Annotated in this window: 16 protein-coding genes; 5 read left to right on the top strand and 11 right to left on the bottom strand. The window is 29.8% G+C overall.

From position 1 onward, the window contains the following. Window positions 1-10: 10 nt before the first annotated feature. Genes EYD46_RS04705 through EYD46_RS04695 form a run of 3 tightly spaced genes read right to left on the bottom strand, consistent with a single transcriptional unit; the run spans window position 11 to window position 3,121 of the window. Complete coding sequence (locus EYD46_RS04705; RefSeq protein ID WP_130935911.1) at window positions 11-1,021, bottom strand: glycosyltransferase family 2 protein; 1,011 nt, start codon at window positions 1,019-1,021, stop codon at window positions 11-13. 17 nt (window positions 1,022-1,038) lie between these two features. Then, window positions 1,039-2,073, bottom strand: a complete 1,035-nt coding sequence (locus EYD46_RS04700; protein ID WP_130935910.1) for a glycosyltransferase — start codon at window positions 2,071-2,073, stop codon at window positions 1,039-1,041. A gap of 13 nt (window positions 2,074-2,086) precedes the next feature. After that, window positions 2,087-3,121, bottom strand: coding sequence for a glycosyltransferase family 2 protein (locus EYD46_RS04695; protein WP_130935909.1), 1,035 nt, complete (start codon window positions 3,119-3,121; stop codon window positions 2,087-2,089). Window positions 3,122-3,348: 227 nt separating this feature from the next. Here EYD46_RS04695 and prfB point away from each other — a divergent pair. From prfB to arsC, 3 genes are all read left to right on the top strand, one after another. Next, window positions 3,349-4,459 (top strand): peptide chain release factor 2 gene (gene prfB / locus EYD46_RS04690; RefSeq protein ID WP_130935908.1). Its coding sequence is split into 2 segments (ribosomal slippage): window positions 3,349-3,411 and window positions 3,413-4,459, totalling 1,110 coding nucleotides; the frame shifts between segments, so codons are not numbered across the junction. Further along, window positions 4,456-5,073 (top strand): HAD family hydrolase, encoded by a 618-nt coding sequence (locus EYD46_RS04685; protein WP_130935907.1) that lies wholly within the window; start codon window positions 4,456-4,458, stop codon window positions 5,071-5,073. The genes prfB and EYD46_RS04685 overlap by 4 nt, the downstream gene beginning before the upstream one ends. After that, window positions 5,073-5,414: an arsenate reductase (glutaredoxin) gene (gene arsC / locus EYD46_RS04680; RefSeq protein ID WP_130935906.1), complete on the top strand. Its 342-nt coding sequence runs from the start codon at window positions 5,073-5,075 to the stop codon at window positions 5,412-5,414. The genes EYD46_RS04685 and arsC overlap by 1 nt, the downstream gene beginning before the upstream one ends. A gap of 98 nt (window positions 5,415-5,512) precedes the next feature. Here arsC and EYD46_RS04675 read toward each other — a convergent pair whose 3' ends face one another. Beyond that, window positions 5,513-5,692: a hypothetical protein gene (locus EYD46_RS04675; RefSeq protein WP_130935905.1), complete on the bottom strand. Its 180-nt coding sequence runs from the start codon at window positions 5,690-5,692 to the stop codon at window positions 5,513-5,515. Between the two features lie 89 nt (window positions 5,693-5,781). Continuing rightward, window positions 5,782-6,423, bottom strand: coding sequence for a peroxiredoxin (locus tag EYD46_RS04670; protein WP_130935904.1), 642 nt, complete (start codon window positions 6,421-6,423; stop codon window positions 5,782-5,784). 187 nt (window positions 6,424-6,610) lie between these two features. Between EYD46_RS04670 and fumC the strand changes: the two genes are divergently transcribed. Next, window positions 6,611-8,008, top strand: coding sequence for a class II fumarate hydratase (gene fumC / locus EYD46_RS04665; protein ID WP_130935903.1), 1,398 nt, complete (start codon window positions 6,611-6,613; stop codon window positions 8,006-8,008). A 152-nt stretch (window positions 8,009-8,160) separates the two neighbouring features. Here fumC and EYD46_RS04660 read toward each other — a convergent pair whose 3' ends face one another. Then, the gene (locus EYD46_RS04660; protein ID WP_130935902.1) at window positions 8,161-8,736 is read right to left on the bottom strand and encodes a Crp/Fnr family transcriptional regulator; all 576 of its coding nucleotides are present in this window, start codon (window positions 8,734-8,736) and stop codon (window positions 8,161-8,163) included. A 153-nt stretch (window positions 8,737-8,889) separates the two neighbouring features. After that, window positions 8,890-9,771, bottom strand: a complete 882-nt coding sequence (locus EYD46_RS04655) for a chromosome partitioning protein ParA (protein WP_130935901.1) — start codon at window positions 9,769-9,771, stop codon at window positions 8,890-8,892. A gap of 305 nt (window positions 9,772-10,076) precedes the next feature. Between EYD46_RS04655 and EYD46_RS04650 the strand changes: the two genes are divergently transcribed. Continuing rightward, window positions 10,077-11,030 (top strand): helix-turn-helix domain-containing GNAT family N-acetyltransferase, encoded by a 954-nt coding sequence (locus EYD46_RS04650; protein WP_130935900.1) that lies wholly within the window; start codon window positions 10,077-10,079, stop codon window positions 11,028-11,030. Here EYD46_RS04650 and EYD46_RS04645 read toward each other — a convergent pair. From EYD46_RS04645 to EYD46_RS04630, 4 genes are all read right to left on the bottom strand, one after another. Then, complete coding sequence (locus EYD46_RS04645) at window positions 11,027-11,524, bottom strand: hypothetical protein (RefSeq protein WP_165454339.1); 498 nt, start codon at window positions 11,522-11,524, stop codon at window positions 11,027-11,029. The two genes, EYD46_RS04650 and EYD46_RS04645, sit on opposite strands and share 4 nt — an antisense overlap. Window positions 11,525-11,598: 74 nt before the next feature. Continuing rightward, complete coding sequence (locus EYD46_RS04640; protein ID WP_130935898.1) at window positions 11,599-12,366, bottom strand: hypothetical protein; 768 nt, start codon at window positions 12,364-12,366, stop codon at window positions 11,599-11,601. Window positions 12,367-12,386: 20 nt separating this feature from the next. Further along, window positions 12,387-14,081 carry a hypothetical protein gene (locus tag EYD46_RS04635; RefSeq protein ID WP_130935897.1) on the bottom strand — a complete coding sequence of 565 codons (1,695 nt, stop codon included), beginning with the start codon at window positions 14,079-14,081 and terminating at the stop codon, window positions 12,387-12,389. Window positions 14,082-14,192: 111 nt separating this feature from the next. Next, window positions 14,193-14,723, bottom strand: coding sequence for a hypothetical protein (locus EYD46_RS04630; RefSeq protein ID WP_130935896.1), 531 nt, complete (start codon window positions 14,721-14,723; stop codon window positions 14,193-14,195). Window positions 14,724-14,729 lie beyond the last annotated feature (6 nt).

Here is a 14,729-nt window from a genome sequence, read left to right as displayed (position 1 = left end):
ATTTTTTGGGTTATACTTTTTTGAGAATAGGATTAAACATTCTAAATAGCAAATAAAAAGTTGCTTCACTGTTAAATAAAAATACTAATATTCTATAGGTTAAATTATTATAATCTTCTCCAATAAAATCTTTTAAGGGATATGCATTAGCTTCCTTGACTTGGTTCAAAATTATTTTTACTTCATTTAGCTTAATTCTAGATTTAAGCATTCTTACCATCATAAAAAAAACAAACGATTGTTGTCTTGTTTTTAATCGTGTTATACATGCTCTACTGTATAAATCATCTTGATTAACACTAGAAATTACATCTTTAAATACTACAGCTGCATTGGCATTATCTCTTATTACTCCTAAATAATGTTCTGGTTCTTTATTAGTCATAGCTGATTGAGGTGTAACAACATGCCTATGTATATCCATAGGTATCTTTGCCATTCTTTTAGCTCTAATAAATAGGTTAACAGTAAATATAGCATCCTCCATCCATCTGCCTTCAATAAATCTTACACTAGATTTATCTAAAAACTCTTTTTTAACTAAATACCACCACACCTCATTTTTATAGAAATTCTTAGCTATATATTCTTTACCTGTCAATACACTAAGATTAAAATCTTCTTCGTTAGTGTTTTTTGAATCGTTTAAATCGGAACTTAAAGTGGCTACTGTACCAAATGTTAATACGTCTAAATTATACTTCTCAGACAGGTAAAATATTTTCTTTAAGGTAAAATATGCTATATAATCGTCAGGGTCTAAAAAATAAAGATATTTACCTGTTGCTATATCAATACCTTTATTTCTTGCACTTCCAACACCACCATTTTCTTTAGAAATAACTTTGATGAATGAATACCTATCAGAATAATCTTTAGCTATCTTTACACTTGCGTCTTTAGAACCATCATCTATTACCAATACTTCATAATTAGAAAATTCTTGATGTATTAAACTATCAAGGCATCGTTTAATATATTTTTCCACATTGTATACTGGTATAATAATACTAAGATTCATCTTAAAAAAAGGTATTACTAATTACTGTTTCTTTTTCTTAAACCAAATATAGAGTAAAACCAAACTATGGTATACAAAACTTTTTCATTATTAAATGTACTATTTAGCATTTTATAAAAAAGAGAATTATACTCTTTTCCAATAAAATGCTTTATTGGGTAAGCATTAGCATGCTTTAACACAGCAATCTTATGCTTTAAATATTCATTAGGAAACCCTGTTCTTATCAATTTTATAGTACTAAAAAAAATATTTTTGTCTAATCTATATTTCAAATTATCAATAAGAGTATCATCTTTAATCTTCTTGTTAGCTATAGCGGAATCTATCAAATTGTTATAGTTAACCATCATTATATATAAATTATCAAAATATGCTGTCCTCTTATCTATATCTACACTCCTAACTACAGACTCTGGTGTTTGTACATATCTATGAATTGCAACTGGATAATACCCTACATTGTGTGCTCGTAAAAATAAATCCATTGTGTATACCAAATCAGCATTAAATTTATGCTCAGCAAACTTTATTTTAGTTTCTTTTAAGAAAGATTTTTTTACAATATACCACCATACTTCATGCCTCATATCTCTGTACTTCTTGATAAAATCTTTTCCAGTGCAGGTTACAAAGTCAGAATTTTTAATTTGTATTTCATTATTAAAAACGTCTGAAGTAGTATTTGTTAAAAGTGTATCAAAGCCTAATAGCTCTAAATCTTTATCAATTGCCTTTTCTAAAACAGTGTTTAATGTATGATTAACTAGATAATCATCCGCATCAAAGTTATAAATGTAAGTGCCCTTGGCTTTCTTTGCTAGCTTATTTCTAGTAGAAGACTCTCCTGAGTTACTCTCTTTAAAAAGAAAAATATTTTTGTGCTTTTTTGCATAGATATCAACTATATTAGCTGAAGTATCTGTAGAGCCATCATCCATTACCAAGATCTCATATTCATTTGATGATATACCTTGATTAAGTAAACTATCTAGACAATTCCCAATATACTCCTCAGCATTAAACATGGGTATTAATACACTTAATTTCATATACTATTGAGCTTCAAGGCAATTTAATAATTCTTAATTTGTAAAGTAATCTTAGAGGGTATAAACTTATATAAAACAAATATTTATTATTAAATAATGATGTAATTAACTTATGCTTAAAAGAGTTATTTTCTTCTCCAACAAAAAACTTTAAAGGATATGCTTTAATTTTCTCAAAATGGTTTAAGATCTTATTAATTTTACTTACAGGTAAATTAACCTTAATAAAACGATAAAATAGCATGTAAACATTCACGTCACTCCAAAACTGGATTTTTTTTATAAAACCACTATAATCAATATCTTTCCTTATTAAAAGATCTTTTTTAAGTGTATTAAAATTATCAATTAAATATTTGTAGTCATCTATTAATTTTATGATGTGTCTCCTTGATTCTTTATTCATTATGGAGTTTGGTGTCTTCACATATCTATAACCATCTATTGGCAAGAAGGCCATTCTTTTAATTTGTAAAAATAGTCTAAATGTAAACGGACCATCTTCTAGGTATCTTCCTTCTGGAAACTTAAGATTATTTTGAATAACATGCTCTTTTTTCATAACATACCACCATGCCATAACAACAAATGATTTACTATTTGCTACAAAATCAATCCCACTTTGCACATTAACTTCTTCAATAGATAAAATAGCTTCTGGATCAAACAAATCTAGAGCAGTGGTCGATAAATATTTAAATCCTACTAAATCTAATTCATACTCCTGTATATATTTTAATACTGTTCCTAGCAAACCAAAAACTAAATAATCATCAGCATCAATAAAATAGATATACTCTCCTCTTGCCATCTGTATACCCACATTCCTTGAAGCTCCAAGACCAATATTTTTATGAGTGTGTAACACTATATTAGGATAAAGCTTCACTAACTTTTCAGATACACCTTTGCTTTGATCTGTAGAACCATCATTTATTAAAATTATTTCGAAATGATTACTATCTAAATCTTGATTAACCAAACTATTAACACATCGTTCAAGGTGATTTTCTGCATTAAAAAAAGGGACAATTATACTTAGTTTCATAAATGTTTTAAACTTAACTTAATTTTTGAAACTCAACAAAAAGTTAGTAGATAAATTGAGTAATTTTGCATAAAAGTACTTTTATTAATATTTAACAAATAAATTTATTCGTTGTAAGGTAAAAAAACGTTAAATAAAGACACTTAAGATAGATACTTTACTATTTATACAATATGCTTCATTTTATTGTAGTTAACTTTTTAATATTAAATTTGAAAAAAATAAATATGATAACATCCGATAATATAAAAAACCTTAACACCCGCCTAGACAAACTTAGGCACTATCTTTGACATAGATGCCAAACTTATAGAAATACAGAACGAAGAAGAGCAAACCTTTGATCCTAATTTTTGGAACGATCCTAAAGCAGCAGAAACTATAATGAAATCACTTCGTGTGAAGAAAAAGTGGGTTGAGGATTTTAAAAATATAAAAACGCTTGTTGAAGATTTAGAAGTTATCTATGAATTCTTTAAAGAAGGGGAATCTACTCAAGAAGATGTTGAAAACCGTTATGAAAAGGCAGCTACGCTATTAGAAGATATCGAATTTAGAAATATGCTTTCTGAAGAAGGAGATAGCTTAAGTGCTGTACTCCAAATTACTGCTGGAGCAGGTGGTACAGAAAGTTGTGACTGGACTAGTATGCTAATGCGTATGTACTTAATGTATGCAGAAAAAAGTGGTTTCAAGGTAAAAGAGTTAAACTTTCAAGAAGGAGACGTTGCTGGAATAAAAACTGTAACCATAGAGATTGAAGGTGATTTTGCATTTGGATGGCTAAAAGGTGAGAATGGAGTACACCGTTTAGTACGCATCTCTCCCTTTGACAGCAACGCAAAGCGTCATACAAGTTTTGCTTCCGTTTACGTTTACCCTCTAGTTGATGATACTATAGAAATTGAAATAAATCCTGCAGATATAGAGATTAACACAGCTCGTTCTAGTGGTGCTGGTGGACAAAATGTAAATAAAGTTGAAACTAAAGTTCAGTTAACTCATAAACCTACTGGCATACAGATTTCTTGTTCTGAAACACGATCGCAACATGATAATAGAGCCAGAGCTATGCAAATGCTAAAGTCTCAATTATATGAGATTGAATTGCAAAAGCAATTATCTCAAAGAGATGATATTGAAGCTAGTAAAATGAAGATTGAATGGGGAAGCCAAATTAGAAACTATGTAATGCACCCATATAAATTAGTAAAAGATGTAAGAACCAATCATGAAACAGGGAATGTTGATGCTGTGATGGATGGTAATATTGAAGCTTTTTTAAAAGCATATTTGATGATGATGGGACAGAAAACAGAAGACGACAATCAATTATGACAAAAATAGATACGATTATATTTGATTTGGGAGGTGTTTTAATTGATTGGAATCCTGAATATGTTTTTTTAGAGGCTTTTAATGGTAATCGAGAAAAAATGCAATGGTTTTTGGATAATGTTTGTACCATGAGCTGGAATGAAAATCAAGATGCAGGTTACCCCATAACTAAAGCTACTGAAGATTTAGTTGAAAAATTTCCAGATTATGAACAGTATATCAGGATGTATTATGGAGATTGGGAAAACATGCTTAGCGGACCAATTCAAGGTACTGTAGATATCCTTGAATATTTACTACGCTTAAAATCATATAAAATTGTAGCCTTAACAAATTGGAGTGCTGAAACATTTCCTATTGCGCAAAAACATTTTGATTTTTTGAATTGGTTTGAAGGTATTGTTGTTTCTGGAGAGGAGAAAACCAGAAAGCCTTATAACGATATTTTCGAAATCACTTTGAAAAGGTTCAATATTGAAGCTGAAACATCAATTTTTATTGACGATAATGCAAAAAATATTGAAACAGCAAATAAGCTCGGGATAAATGGTATACAATTCTCTACTCCTAAACAACTTATCTCAGATTTAAAGAATTATAATATTACTATATAATGATAACTATTTACCACAATAATCGCTGTAGAAAATCAAGAGAAGGCCTTGAGATACTACAAAATTCGGGAAAGGAATTTAAAATTGTTACCTATTTAGAAAATATACCTTCAAAAGAAGAGTTAAAGAAAATCATAAACCTGTTAGATATTCAACCTATTGAATTGGTAAGAAAAAATGAAGCTATTTGGAAATCTGATTACAAAGGAAAAGAATTAACCAATGATGAGATTATCATAGCAATGATTGAAAACCCAAAACTTATTGAAAGACCAATAGTAATTAATAAAGAAAAAGCTGTTATAGGAAGACCACCAAAAACAATTTTAGATATAATTTAACATCAATAGATCATAAGAGATTTATTAATGTTAAGGTGTACTGCAAAAAAAAGGAAGCATTTAAATGCTTCCTTTTTTATTTAAAAAACTTATGTGTCTTAACTTTGTAGACGCTTTGCTTTCTTTTCTTCTCTAATCTCTTTAAGTCTTTCTATTAAAGAACCACCAATCCAATAAGGGATAACAAAAGTTAATAAGAAAATCATTAACCAAAAACCTATGGTTAATATAGTTAAAAAGGCTAAAAATCCTAAATATTGGTCAAATTCAAACATCATATTAAGCGTCTTTTGTAATGCTTTGCAAATTTAGCATAAAGCATTTTGTTTTACAAAATCAAATCAAAATTTATTAACATTTTTTTTAACTAATCTAAATTTGGTTGTGGCGTTGTTCTTAAATAAGGTTTTACAACCTTATGACCTTTTGGAAACATGCTTGGTATATCTTCTGTAGCAATTGCAGGAGATACTACTACATCTTCCCCATTATTCCAGTTTGCAGGTGTTGCTACTTTGTGATATGCAGTAAGCTGTAATGAATCAATTACTCTTAATAATTCGTCAAAATTTCTACCAGTAGAAGCTGGATACGTTATAATTAATTTTACTTTTTTATCATCTCCAATCACAAAAACAGAACGCACAGTTAATTTGCTATTGGCATTAGGATGAATCATATCATATAATTCTGAAACTTTTCTGTCTTCATCTGCTATAATCGGAAAATTAACAGTAGTGTTTTGGGTTTCGTTAATATCTCCTATCCATCCTTTATGAGATTCTAAACCATCAACACTTAGAGCTACTACTTTTACATTACGCTTATCAAATTCATCTTTATATTTTGCTACTGTACCCAATTCTGTAGTACAAACAGGAGTATAATCAGCTGGATGAGAAAATAATATACCCCAACTATTTCCTAACCACTCATGAAAATTTATTTCTCCTTCAGTTGAATTCGCTTTGAAATTTGGAGCTTCGTCTCCTAGTCTAATTGTTGCCATAATACTTTAGTTTATGTAATTAATTTATAAAATTATTAACCCTACTAAATTAATAGATTTAAGGTTTAAATCAGAATCAAAATAGTTATTTATATGTTAAAAAGAACTGCAAAAACTAACAAAAATCATATTCAAAACATCATTAAAAAAACTAACTTTGCAGCTTACTTTTTAATATCCAAATAAGATGAGTTTTAGAATAGAAAAAGACACCATGGGCGAGGTAAAAGTGCCTGCAGATAAACTTTGGGGAGCGCAAACAGAGCGTTCTAGAAACAATTTTAAAATTGGACCTAGTGGTTCTATGCCTTTAGAAATTGTTTATGGTTTTGCGTACTTAAAAAAAGCTGCTGCCTATACAAATTGTGAACTTGGAGTACTTCCTGTTGAAAAACGTGATTTAATTAGTGAAGTTTGTGATGAAATTTTAGAAGGAAAACATGATGACCAATTTCCTCTAGTAGTATGGCAAACTGGATCTGGTACGCAAAGTAACATGAATGTTAATGAAGTAATTGCCAATAGAGCGCATCAATTAGCTGGTAAAGTTATTGGAGAGGGAGATAAAACCATCCAACCTAATGATGATGTAAATAAATCACAATCATCAAATGACACCTTCCCTACTGGAATGCATATAGCTGCTTACAAGAAAATTGTTGAAACTACAATTCCTGGAGTAAAACAATTAAGGGAAACTCTAAATAAAAAATCGCAAGATTTTAAAGATGTTGTGAAAATTGGTAGAACACATCTTATGGATGCAACGCCATTAACATTAGGACAAGAACTTTCTGGCTATGTAGCGCAACTAGATTATGGATTAAATGCCTTAGAAAACACACTTAACCACTTAAGAGAATTAGCTCTTGGCGGAACAGCAGTAGGTACAGGCTTAAATACACCTAAGGGCTACAGTACACTAGTAGCTAGTTATATCGCAGAATTTACAGAATTACCTTTTGTTACTGCTCCAAACAAATTCGAAGCCTTAGCTGCTCATGATGCCCTAGTAGAAACTCACGGTGCTCTCAAACAAATAGCTGTTTCTTTAAATAAAATTGCAAACGATATAAGAATGATGGCTTCTGGACCTCGTTCTGGTATTGGAGAAATAATTATTCCTGCCAATGAACCTGGAAGCTCTATAATGCCTGGAAAAGTTAATCCAACTCAATGTGAAGCACTTACTATGGTTTGCGCTCAGGTAATTGGTAATGATGTTACCGTTTCTGTTGGAGGCACTCAGGGACACTATGAATTAAACGTTTTTAAACCTGTAATGGCATATAATGTATTGCAATCTGCCCAATTAATTGGAGATGCCTGTACTAGTTTTAATATTAACTGTGCCACTGGAATTGAACCTAATCATGCTGTAATTAAAGAATTATTAAATAATTCTTTAATGCTAGTAACAGCACTAAATACCAAAATTGGTTATTATAAAGCTGCTGAAATAGCTAATACAGCTCATAAAAATGGAACGACATTAAAGGAAGAAGCTATTAATTTGGGATATGTTACAGCTGAAGAATATGACGAATGGGTAAAACCAGAGGACATGGTTGGGACCCTAAAGTAAGTTCTACCTAAAAAACAAATAATAAAAAAAGCAGGTAAAAACACCTGCTTTTTTTGGTCGGTTAGCTATTAATCCTCCAATATAAAGTATCTAGAAGATATCGATACAAATATATAATTCTCAATCATCTTAGAAGTTAACATTTGTTAATACTAAGATTCTTTCAATTTTTTTCTTATTCTACTTAGTTGAACAGGAGTTATACTTAAATAGGAGGCAATATGATATTGAGGTACTAATTTATCTATTTCTGGTATATCTGATTTTAGTTTTAAATAGCGTTGTGAAGCATTTAACGAGATAAGCTCTAATTGTCGTTTTTCATATCTCATAAAAACTTTTTCTAACATAGAGGTATATAAATTACTAACTATTATATCTGTAGCACACATTTCTCTTAATTCCTTATAGTCTATTTCATAAAGAGTACATTGTGTGATAGTCTCGTATACTATTTCTGAGGGAGCATTCTTTATTAAGGCTGTTAGAGATCCTGCAAAGTCCATTGTAAAGAAAAAACGTTTATTAAACTCTTTTCCAGATTCTGAAATTACGTAGCAACGCATTACTCCAGATATTATTAAATATAATTTCGAAGGGACTTTTCCAAGTTCATCTAATTGTGTGTTCGCATCAATTTTTTTAAACTGAGAAATGCCTTTAAATTTCAAAAAAGTGTCTTCAGGTATATGACCAAAAGCGTCTAAAAATTCATCATTATTAAACATTAGGGTTATTTTGGGTTGGTTGGTACCCGCAATATAAAATTTGTTTGTATAACACAGAAAAAAACTCTATATACAGCTAAAATTTTCCATAAAAAATATAAAAAGCCCAAAAGTATTAACTTTTGGGCTTTAATAAAGTATAAATATAACTTCTTACTTTAATGTAAACTCTGAAGTAGAAACTAAATCTCTCTTATTAAATACGTTTACAACATAGCGTCCTTTTTCAAAATCATTTCCATTACTAGATGTTACAAACTCACATACATTTAAATTAGAATTTTCATAGTTAAATTTACTCACTGTACTATAATTTAGAGTCTTATCATCAAAAACAACTTGTTCATTAGCTCCTAATATATTGTTATTTGGATCTATAACCTGTACATACAATTCTTGGTCTCCAGCTTGTACTAATGGATTTTTAGCTATTGTAAAACATACTCTAATTTTATCTGCTCTTCTGGCTCTCTCTGTTGGAATTAGTTTTCCAGAAGTTCTTTCAATTACTCCAAAGCCTTTCAAATCAACGGTATTTAAAATTGATGCATTTTCTACTACTTCTGCTAGAGCAGTATTTTGTACAAGTAATGAGTCTCTAAACATTGCACTCTCCTCTAATCTAACACGCGTACTGTCTAAGGATGTTGCCAAATAAGAGTTTTCAATTTTAAGCGAATCGTTTTGTGCTAGTAATACATCCATTTCCTTTTGAAGATTTCTGTATTTTGTTTTGTAACGCCATAAGCTTTTTACATTTGTCTCAGAGATTCTTAGAGAGTCTATTAATCCTTGTATACGGTCTCTTGCTTCAATTAAATCTTTATTTGCAATATCATTTTCAGCAATGGCTTCATCATATTGCTTCGCCATAGCATTTAAATCATTCATTACTAATTCTTTTTCAGCAGTTAATTCATTTTTAGTATCCTTACTTTCTTTGTACAAATTCATTGTATAAAACCCTGTTGCTAAAAATAATACTAGTGCTATACCCAATCCCACTTTTAAACCTGTGTTGCTTTTATTTTCCATAATTATTATTGTTTTTAGTATTAATAGTGAACTTTAAAATTTCTAATTTGTTAATCGGTTGAAAGGTAATTTAATTTTTTTAGCCTCTCAAAAACATATACGCTTAACTAGCTCGTTTAGATGTTTTTATACTTAAATTGAAAAACAAGCAAACATTAAAACACTATAAACCAGAAACTTGAATCACAAAAAACAATAATTAAAACTTTGTTAAATAATCATATAAATTAAAACATTGAAAAGCATAAAATCTAATTCTAAAATTTATATATTTACATAATCACTTATATAACTATATATATTAAATGGATGCATTACAAGGTTTTGGAGAATTAGGCATAGGATCTCGATTAAAACGTATTAGTGATTATTTAATGAAAGAGACTCAATTGGTATATAATCATTTTGATACTGACTTTGACCCTTATCTATTTCCTGTATTTAAACTAATAAGCCAAAAAAAAGGTATTACAAATACTGAAATTTACAATGCTGTTGGATTAACACAACCAGCTATCACTCAATCTATTAACAAATTGACTAAAAAGAAATTAATATATTTTGATATTGACGATAAGGATAAGCGTAAAAAAATTATTTACTTATCTAAAAAAGGACATACACTTTTACTTCAATTACAGCCTATATGGAAAACTATTGATACAGTAATAAAAGAATTTACTACAGAAACATCTACATCTTTAATTTCTCATCTCAATAGTTTAGAGTTTAAATTAAAGACTTCTTCATTTAGTAAAAGCGTTATAGATAATGTAGATGTAAATAATCATACAATCAAAATATCAACGTATCAAAATACCGATGAAGAAAGAAATGCTTTTTATGATTTGAATGTGGAATGGTTGCGAACCTATTTTTATGTTGAACCTTTCGATGAAGAAGTATTAAGTCGCCCTGATAAATATATTATAGGCAAAGGAGGTCATATATTCTTTGCTAAACTAAACAACGTTATTGTGGGAACAGTTGCTTTAATGCCTTTACACGACCAAAATACATTTGAACTAACAAAAATGGCAGTTTCCCCAAAGCACAGAGGAAAAAAAATAGGACAAAAATTGATGCAATTTTGTTTAGATTTTGCAAAACAACTAGGTTTAAAAAATCTGGTACTATACTCTAATACAAAACTGGAAAATGCAATCTATATATACAGGAAATTCGGTTTTGTAGAAATTCTAGTTGAACCCAACAGTCCTTACCAAAGAAGTGATATCAAAATGGAAATTGTTTTTTAAAACTGCTGGTTTAATAAGTCGTCTAATTCATCACAATATTTTACATCATCGGTACAAAGCGTACTGAGTGTTTCTGTTAATAATTGAAATAATTCTTTATTGTTAGAATTTATTTGATAGGCAAGTTTAAATTCAGAGTATGCTCCTATAGCATTATCTTGTTTTAGTCTTGATATACCAGAATTTATCAAAAAATTAAAAGCGACTAAATCACTTTCTTGTACTTTTGTTTGTACCTCTAAGTAATGAGAAGCTGTATACCGTTTTACAGTATTAACAAAACTAAAAATTAAAAATAGACTTATCAAAACTGCTAGTATCAGGACTATGCCGTTAATTTTAAGATTTTCTGAAGCTCGCTTTCTTAACTTAAAGACCCTAAAATTGGTATGTAGAGGTACGAAAGCTACAATTTTACTTCTTTTAGAAAAAGGTTTTCTAGCACGTTTTTTATAAACGTGAACTTGCATTCCAAAACCCATATAACCAAACATAATTGCTTTATTTATAAGTATATATTTTTAAGCAATTGTTACAGTAAGGTTATCTCAAATTAAGTCTTAATACATTAATCAAAATCAGAATCAGTATTAGGTTCACGCCTCTTTAATTCTTTGTTAATTTGCTTTTTTATATTTTCAGAAAAATACCAATAAATCATATCTGAATTTCTTAATCTAGAATATTGATTCTTTAAATTTTTGTGTTGCATTTTTATTCTAGGAATATAAATTTCATTTAAATTAACTTGGTAATCTTTATAAATACCTAACAACTTCTTTTGCTCATGTATAGAAATCCAGTTAAATGTTTTTGAATAATTTTTTAAGTTTCTAATAAGAAACTGCTTTGCAGGTTTATTATATTCTCCATTCTCTCCTAAATATTTGTTTATTAATAAACGAATTACAAAATAAATATCAGTTTTTCTATCATATATTACTTCTGCTTCTCGTATAGCATTGATAATATCTCTTGAAAGTAGATCTTTTTCTTTATCGAATGTAACATTAACCTTTAAAGAATAATCTTTGAAATTAAATTTAAAAATATTAAAGAAGTATGCTTTTTTGCCTTTAAATAAGGTTACATGAATTTTTTGAGTATTGATTAAGTTAAGAATTGATAAGCAAATTGTTTCATGAAGTATTTTTTTCCATTCATATTTACTTGATATCTTTACATTATTATACTTTAACCTCGGGTATTCACCTATAATATATAAACCAATATCTTCACAAGGTGTGCTTTCTGTATTGAACTCTAGTTTCTCCTCTGAATATCTATATCGTTCATAGAGATTAACTCCTAAGAATTTAAACTCAGATATCTTCATAGAAAGAAAGCATAAATTAACTAATTAGAATTTGCTTTTAATGAATCTATCTGTCGTTGAAGTCGTTCAATTTCCTCTGTATTTTTATTTACTATTGGAATAGTTTTGGTAGAATCAATAGTTTGCTGTAGTATATCTATAGTTCTTGTATCCTCTGCAAAATAATAACCAATGCCTTCGCTAGACCTCCAGGCTTCATTTAGCTGATTATACACTGTCTTATCCCATTTACTGGGGTGCTTAACGTCTATCCATACCACATCACGATATTCACTATCAATCAACACTAAATCTGGTGTAGCTGCACCATCAAATTGTTGTGCATTTTTATCACTAATGGAAGATACAGTACCCATAAAAAACATACGTTTCTTTCCTGCTATATTCTTAATATATGGCCTAAACTCCACTGGTGTATTAGCTGTCCAATCATATTCCTTACGAGATTCCTTTACTTTTAGTGGCATAGCAGAAACTCCTGCATAGCCTTGTTTTTTAGCCGCATGATTATAATAATATAATTTATCTGTTCCATCTGCGGGTACAAATACACTAAAGCTCAAACTAGTACGCTCATCTCCCACTGGTTCTAAACCAAACCAATGATATAAACCACTGTAAGCCTCCTCTCCTGTCTCAGAAAAATCAAAATCAGTAACATAAGGTTGTTGGTTTTGGTCTTTGGGCATTTCAGGAATTTTTACTGCAGTTTCCATATTCCATGGTAGAGGATCACTGAAACCTCCTAAAAACTTAAGAGATTCTGCTTGTAATCTTGATACTTTTTCAGCTAAGGTGTTTTGTCGTGTAAGGTAACTGTGGTTTTTCATGTTTTCTGGACTTACATAAGTACCTTTTCCTATCAGAATACGTTCCATATAGTCATTAAAATCATGTTCGCCATTGTCAATTAGCATAACACCTCCAAAAGTTGGATAAGGAAATAAAAATCCCTTCCATTTTATTAAACTTACTACTTGAACCCAAGCTCCTTTGTCATTTTTCATATAATAGGTATCACTTGGTTCCAGTGTAAACAATTGAAAAAAGTTAAAACGTTGCACTACGGCATTATATGTGTTTCTGCTAAATTTTAGAGATTCTCCAATGGAAAAAGTTACTGGGATTCTATTTTCACTTGAAAATCTTGGGAATGGTGTTGTACTAGACACTGCAAATACCTCCTCAGTATTATCAGTCATCCCTTGCCAAACATATTTTTCAGTGGGTTGTATAGCCATCGTCCACTTGTTTTCACTTCCAATTCTAACCAAGTGAGGCAGTGACACATCTTTAGTTTCCCCAACGCTTTCATTGGCCATAGAAAACACATTTCTTAAAGGTTGAATACGCTCATTTTGAGTTAATGGCAACTCATTAATTTCAACTTTATTTAAATGATTAAAAACATTATACGTCTTCATGTAATCATACATCCTAAAATGCCATCCAACAATATACAAAAGACCAAAGAACAGTACTAAAACTGCAAGAATTCCTAGACGTCCACCTGTACTTGCTGACTTTCTAAATTTTCGTAATCCAAAAAATAGCACTAGGCTACTTAATAAAATAACAGAAATAAATTTTCTAATAAATAGTAGTGCAGGTTGATAATCATCCCGAAGTACAAATAATGCCACAAGCACTATTAAACTAACAATAATGACAATTACTTTTTGTTTCCCGCCCTTATTCCAATAATTTTTTATCATAATAAAAAGCCCTCCTTAACCCTCCCAAGGGGGAGGAAACTCACAGCGAGAGCAACTGTATTTATAGTTTAAACTTTCTCTTTTTGCTATGTGCTGTTAACTGAATACTACCTACTTTAAATAACCTTTGTCTTTTAATCTATCCCTAGCACTCTTGGTTTCTTTTTGGGATGCTTCTTCAGGATGTTCTATTAATTCCTCAGCTTCTTTAGTTTTTAAATCTTCAATGAGATCTTTTCCTTTTTCTATAGTGTCTTGAACCATACCTTCAAGAGAATCTCCTTTTTCCTCAATAATCTTTCCTGATTTTAACACAAAATTTGCCACATAAGTACCTATTAGTATACCTACTGAAATAGATGCAAATGCCGAGATGCCATAATAACTTGTAAATATTGAAATTGGAGATAAAAATTGAATTATTAATCCTATCAATAATAAAAAACCTACCACATAAACCATTCGCGGTAAAAATGTTTGTTTATAGATAAAACCTTTTTTATTTTCAGGTTTCATCTGCAACTCCTTACTATTAAAAATTTTATTAAAAAAACGATACAGTGTATTACGTTGAGACTCTCTCCAATACACAAAAACCCCTAATAAAATAGCGGCAATAAAAATTACTAAATCTAGTCCCATAACGTT

It is taken from the genome of Hyunsoonleella pacifica (assembly GCF_004310335.1).
Lineage (GTDB): Bacteria > Bacteroidota > Bacteroidia > Flavobacteriales > Flavobacteriaceae > Jejuia > Jejuia pacifica.
This window is presented reverse-complemented; position numbering and strand designations above follow the sequence as displayed.

Bases quoted from the DNA above. Each gene is read 5' to 3' on its own strand.
- EYD46_RS04675 (WP_130935905.1), bottom strand. From the start codon at position 5,692: ATGATGTTTGAATTTGACCAATATTTAGGATTTTTAGCCTTTTTAACT.
- EYD46_RS04640 (WP_130935898.1), bottom strand. From the start codon at position 12,366: ATGAAGATATCTGAGTTTAAATTCTTAGGAGTTAATCTCTATGAACGA.
- EYD46_RS04695 (WP_130935909.1), bottom strand. From the start codon at position 3,121: ATGAAACTAAGTATAATTGTCCCTTTTTTTAATGCAGAAAATCACCTT.
- EYD46_RS04670 (WP_130935904.1), bottom strand. From the start codon at position 6,423: ATGGCAACAATTAGACTAGGAGACGAAGCTCCAAATTTCAAAGCGAAT.
- EYD46_RS04635 (WP_130935897.1), bottom strand. From the start codon at position 14,081: ATGATAAAAAATTATTGGAATAAGGGCGGGAAACAAAAAGTAATTGTC.
- EYD46_RS04645 (WP_165454339.1), bottom strand. From the start codon at position 11,524: ATGTTTGGTTATATGGGTTTTGGAATGCAAGTTCACGTTTATAAAAAA.
- arsC (WP_130935906.1), top strand. From the start codon at position 5,073: ATGATAACTATTTACCACAATAATCGCTGTAGAAAATCAAGAGAAGGC.
- EYD46_RS04685 (WP_130935907.1), top strand. From the start codon at position 4,456: ATGACAAAAATAGATACGATTATATTTGATTTGGGAGGTGTTTTAATT.
- EYD46_RS04705 (WP_130935911.1), bottom strand. From the start codon at position 1,021: ATGAATCTTAGTATTATTATACCAGTATACAATGTGGAAAAATATATT.
- EYD46_RS04660 (WP_130935902.1), bottom strand. From the start codon at position 8,736: ATGTTTAATAATGATGAATTTTTAGACGCTTTTGGTCATATACCTGAA.
- EYD46_RS04655 (WP_130935901.1), bottom strand. From the start codon at position 9,771: ATGGAAAATAAAAGCAACACAGGTTTAAAAGTGGGATTGGGTATAGCA.
- EYD46_RS04700 (WP_130935910.1), bottom strand. From the start codon at position 2,073: ATGAAATTAAGTGTATTAATACCCATGTTTAATGCTGAGGAGTATATT.
- fumC (WP_130935903.1), top strand. From the start codon at position 6,611: ATGAGTTTTAGAATAGAAAAAGACACCATGGGCGAGGTAAAAGTGCCT.
- EYD46_RS04650 (WP_130935900.1), top strand. From the start codon at position 10,077: ATGGATGCATTACAAGGTTTTGGAGAATTAGGCATAGGATCTCGATTA.
- EYD46_RS04630 (WP_130935896.1), bottom strand. From the start codon at position 14,723: ATGGGACTAGATTTAGTAATTTTTATTGCCGCTATTTTATTAGGGGTT.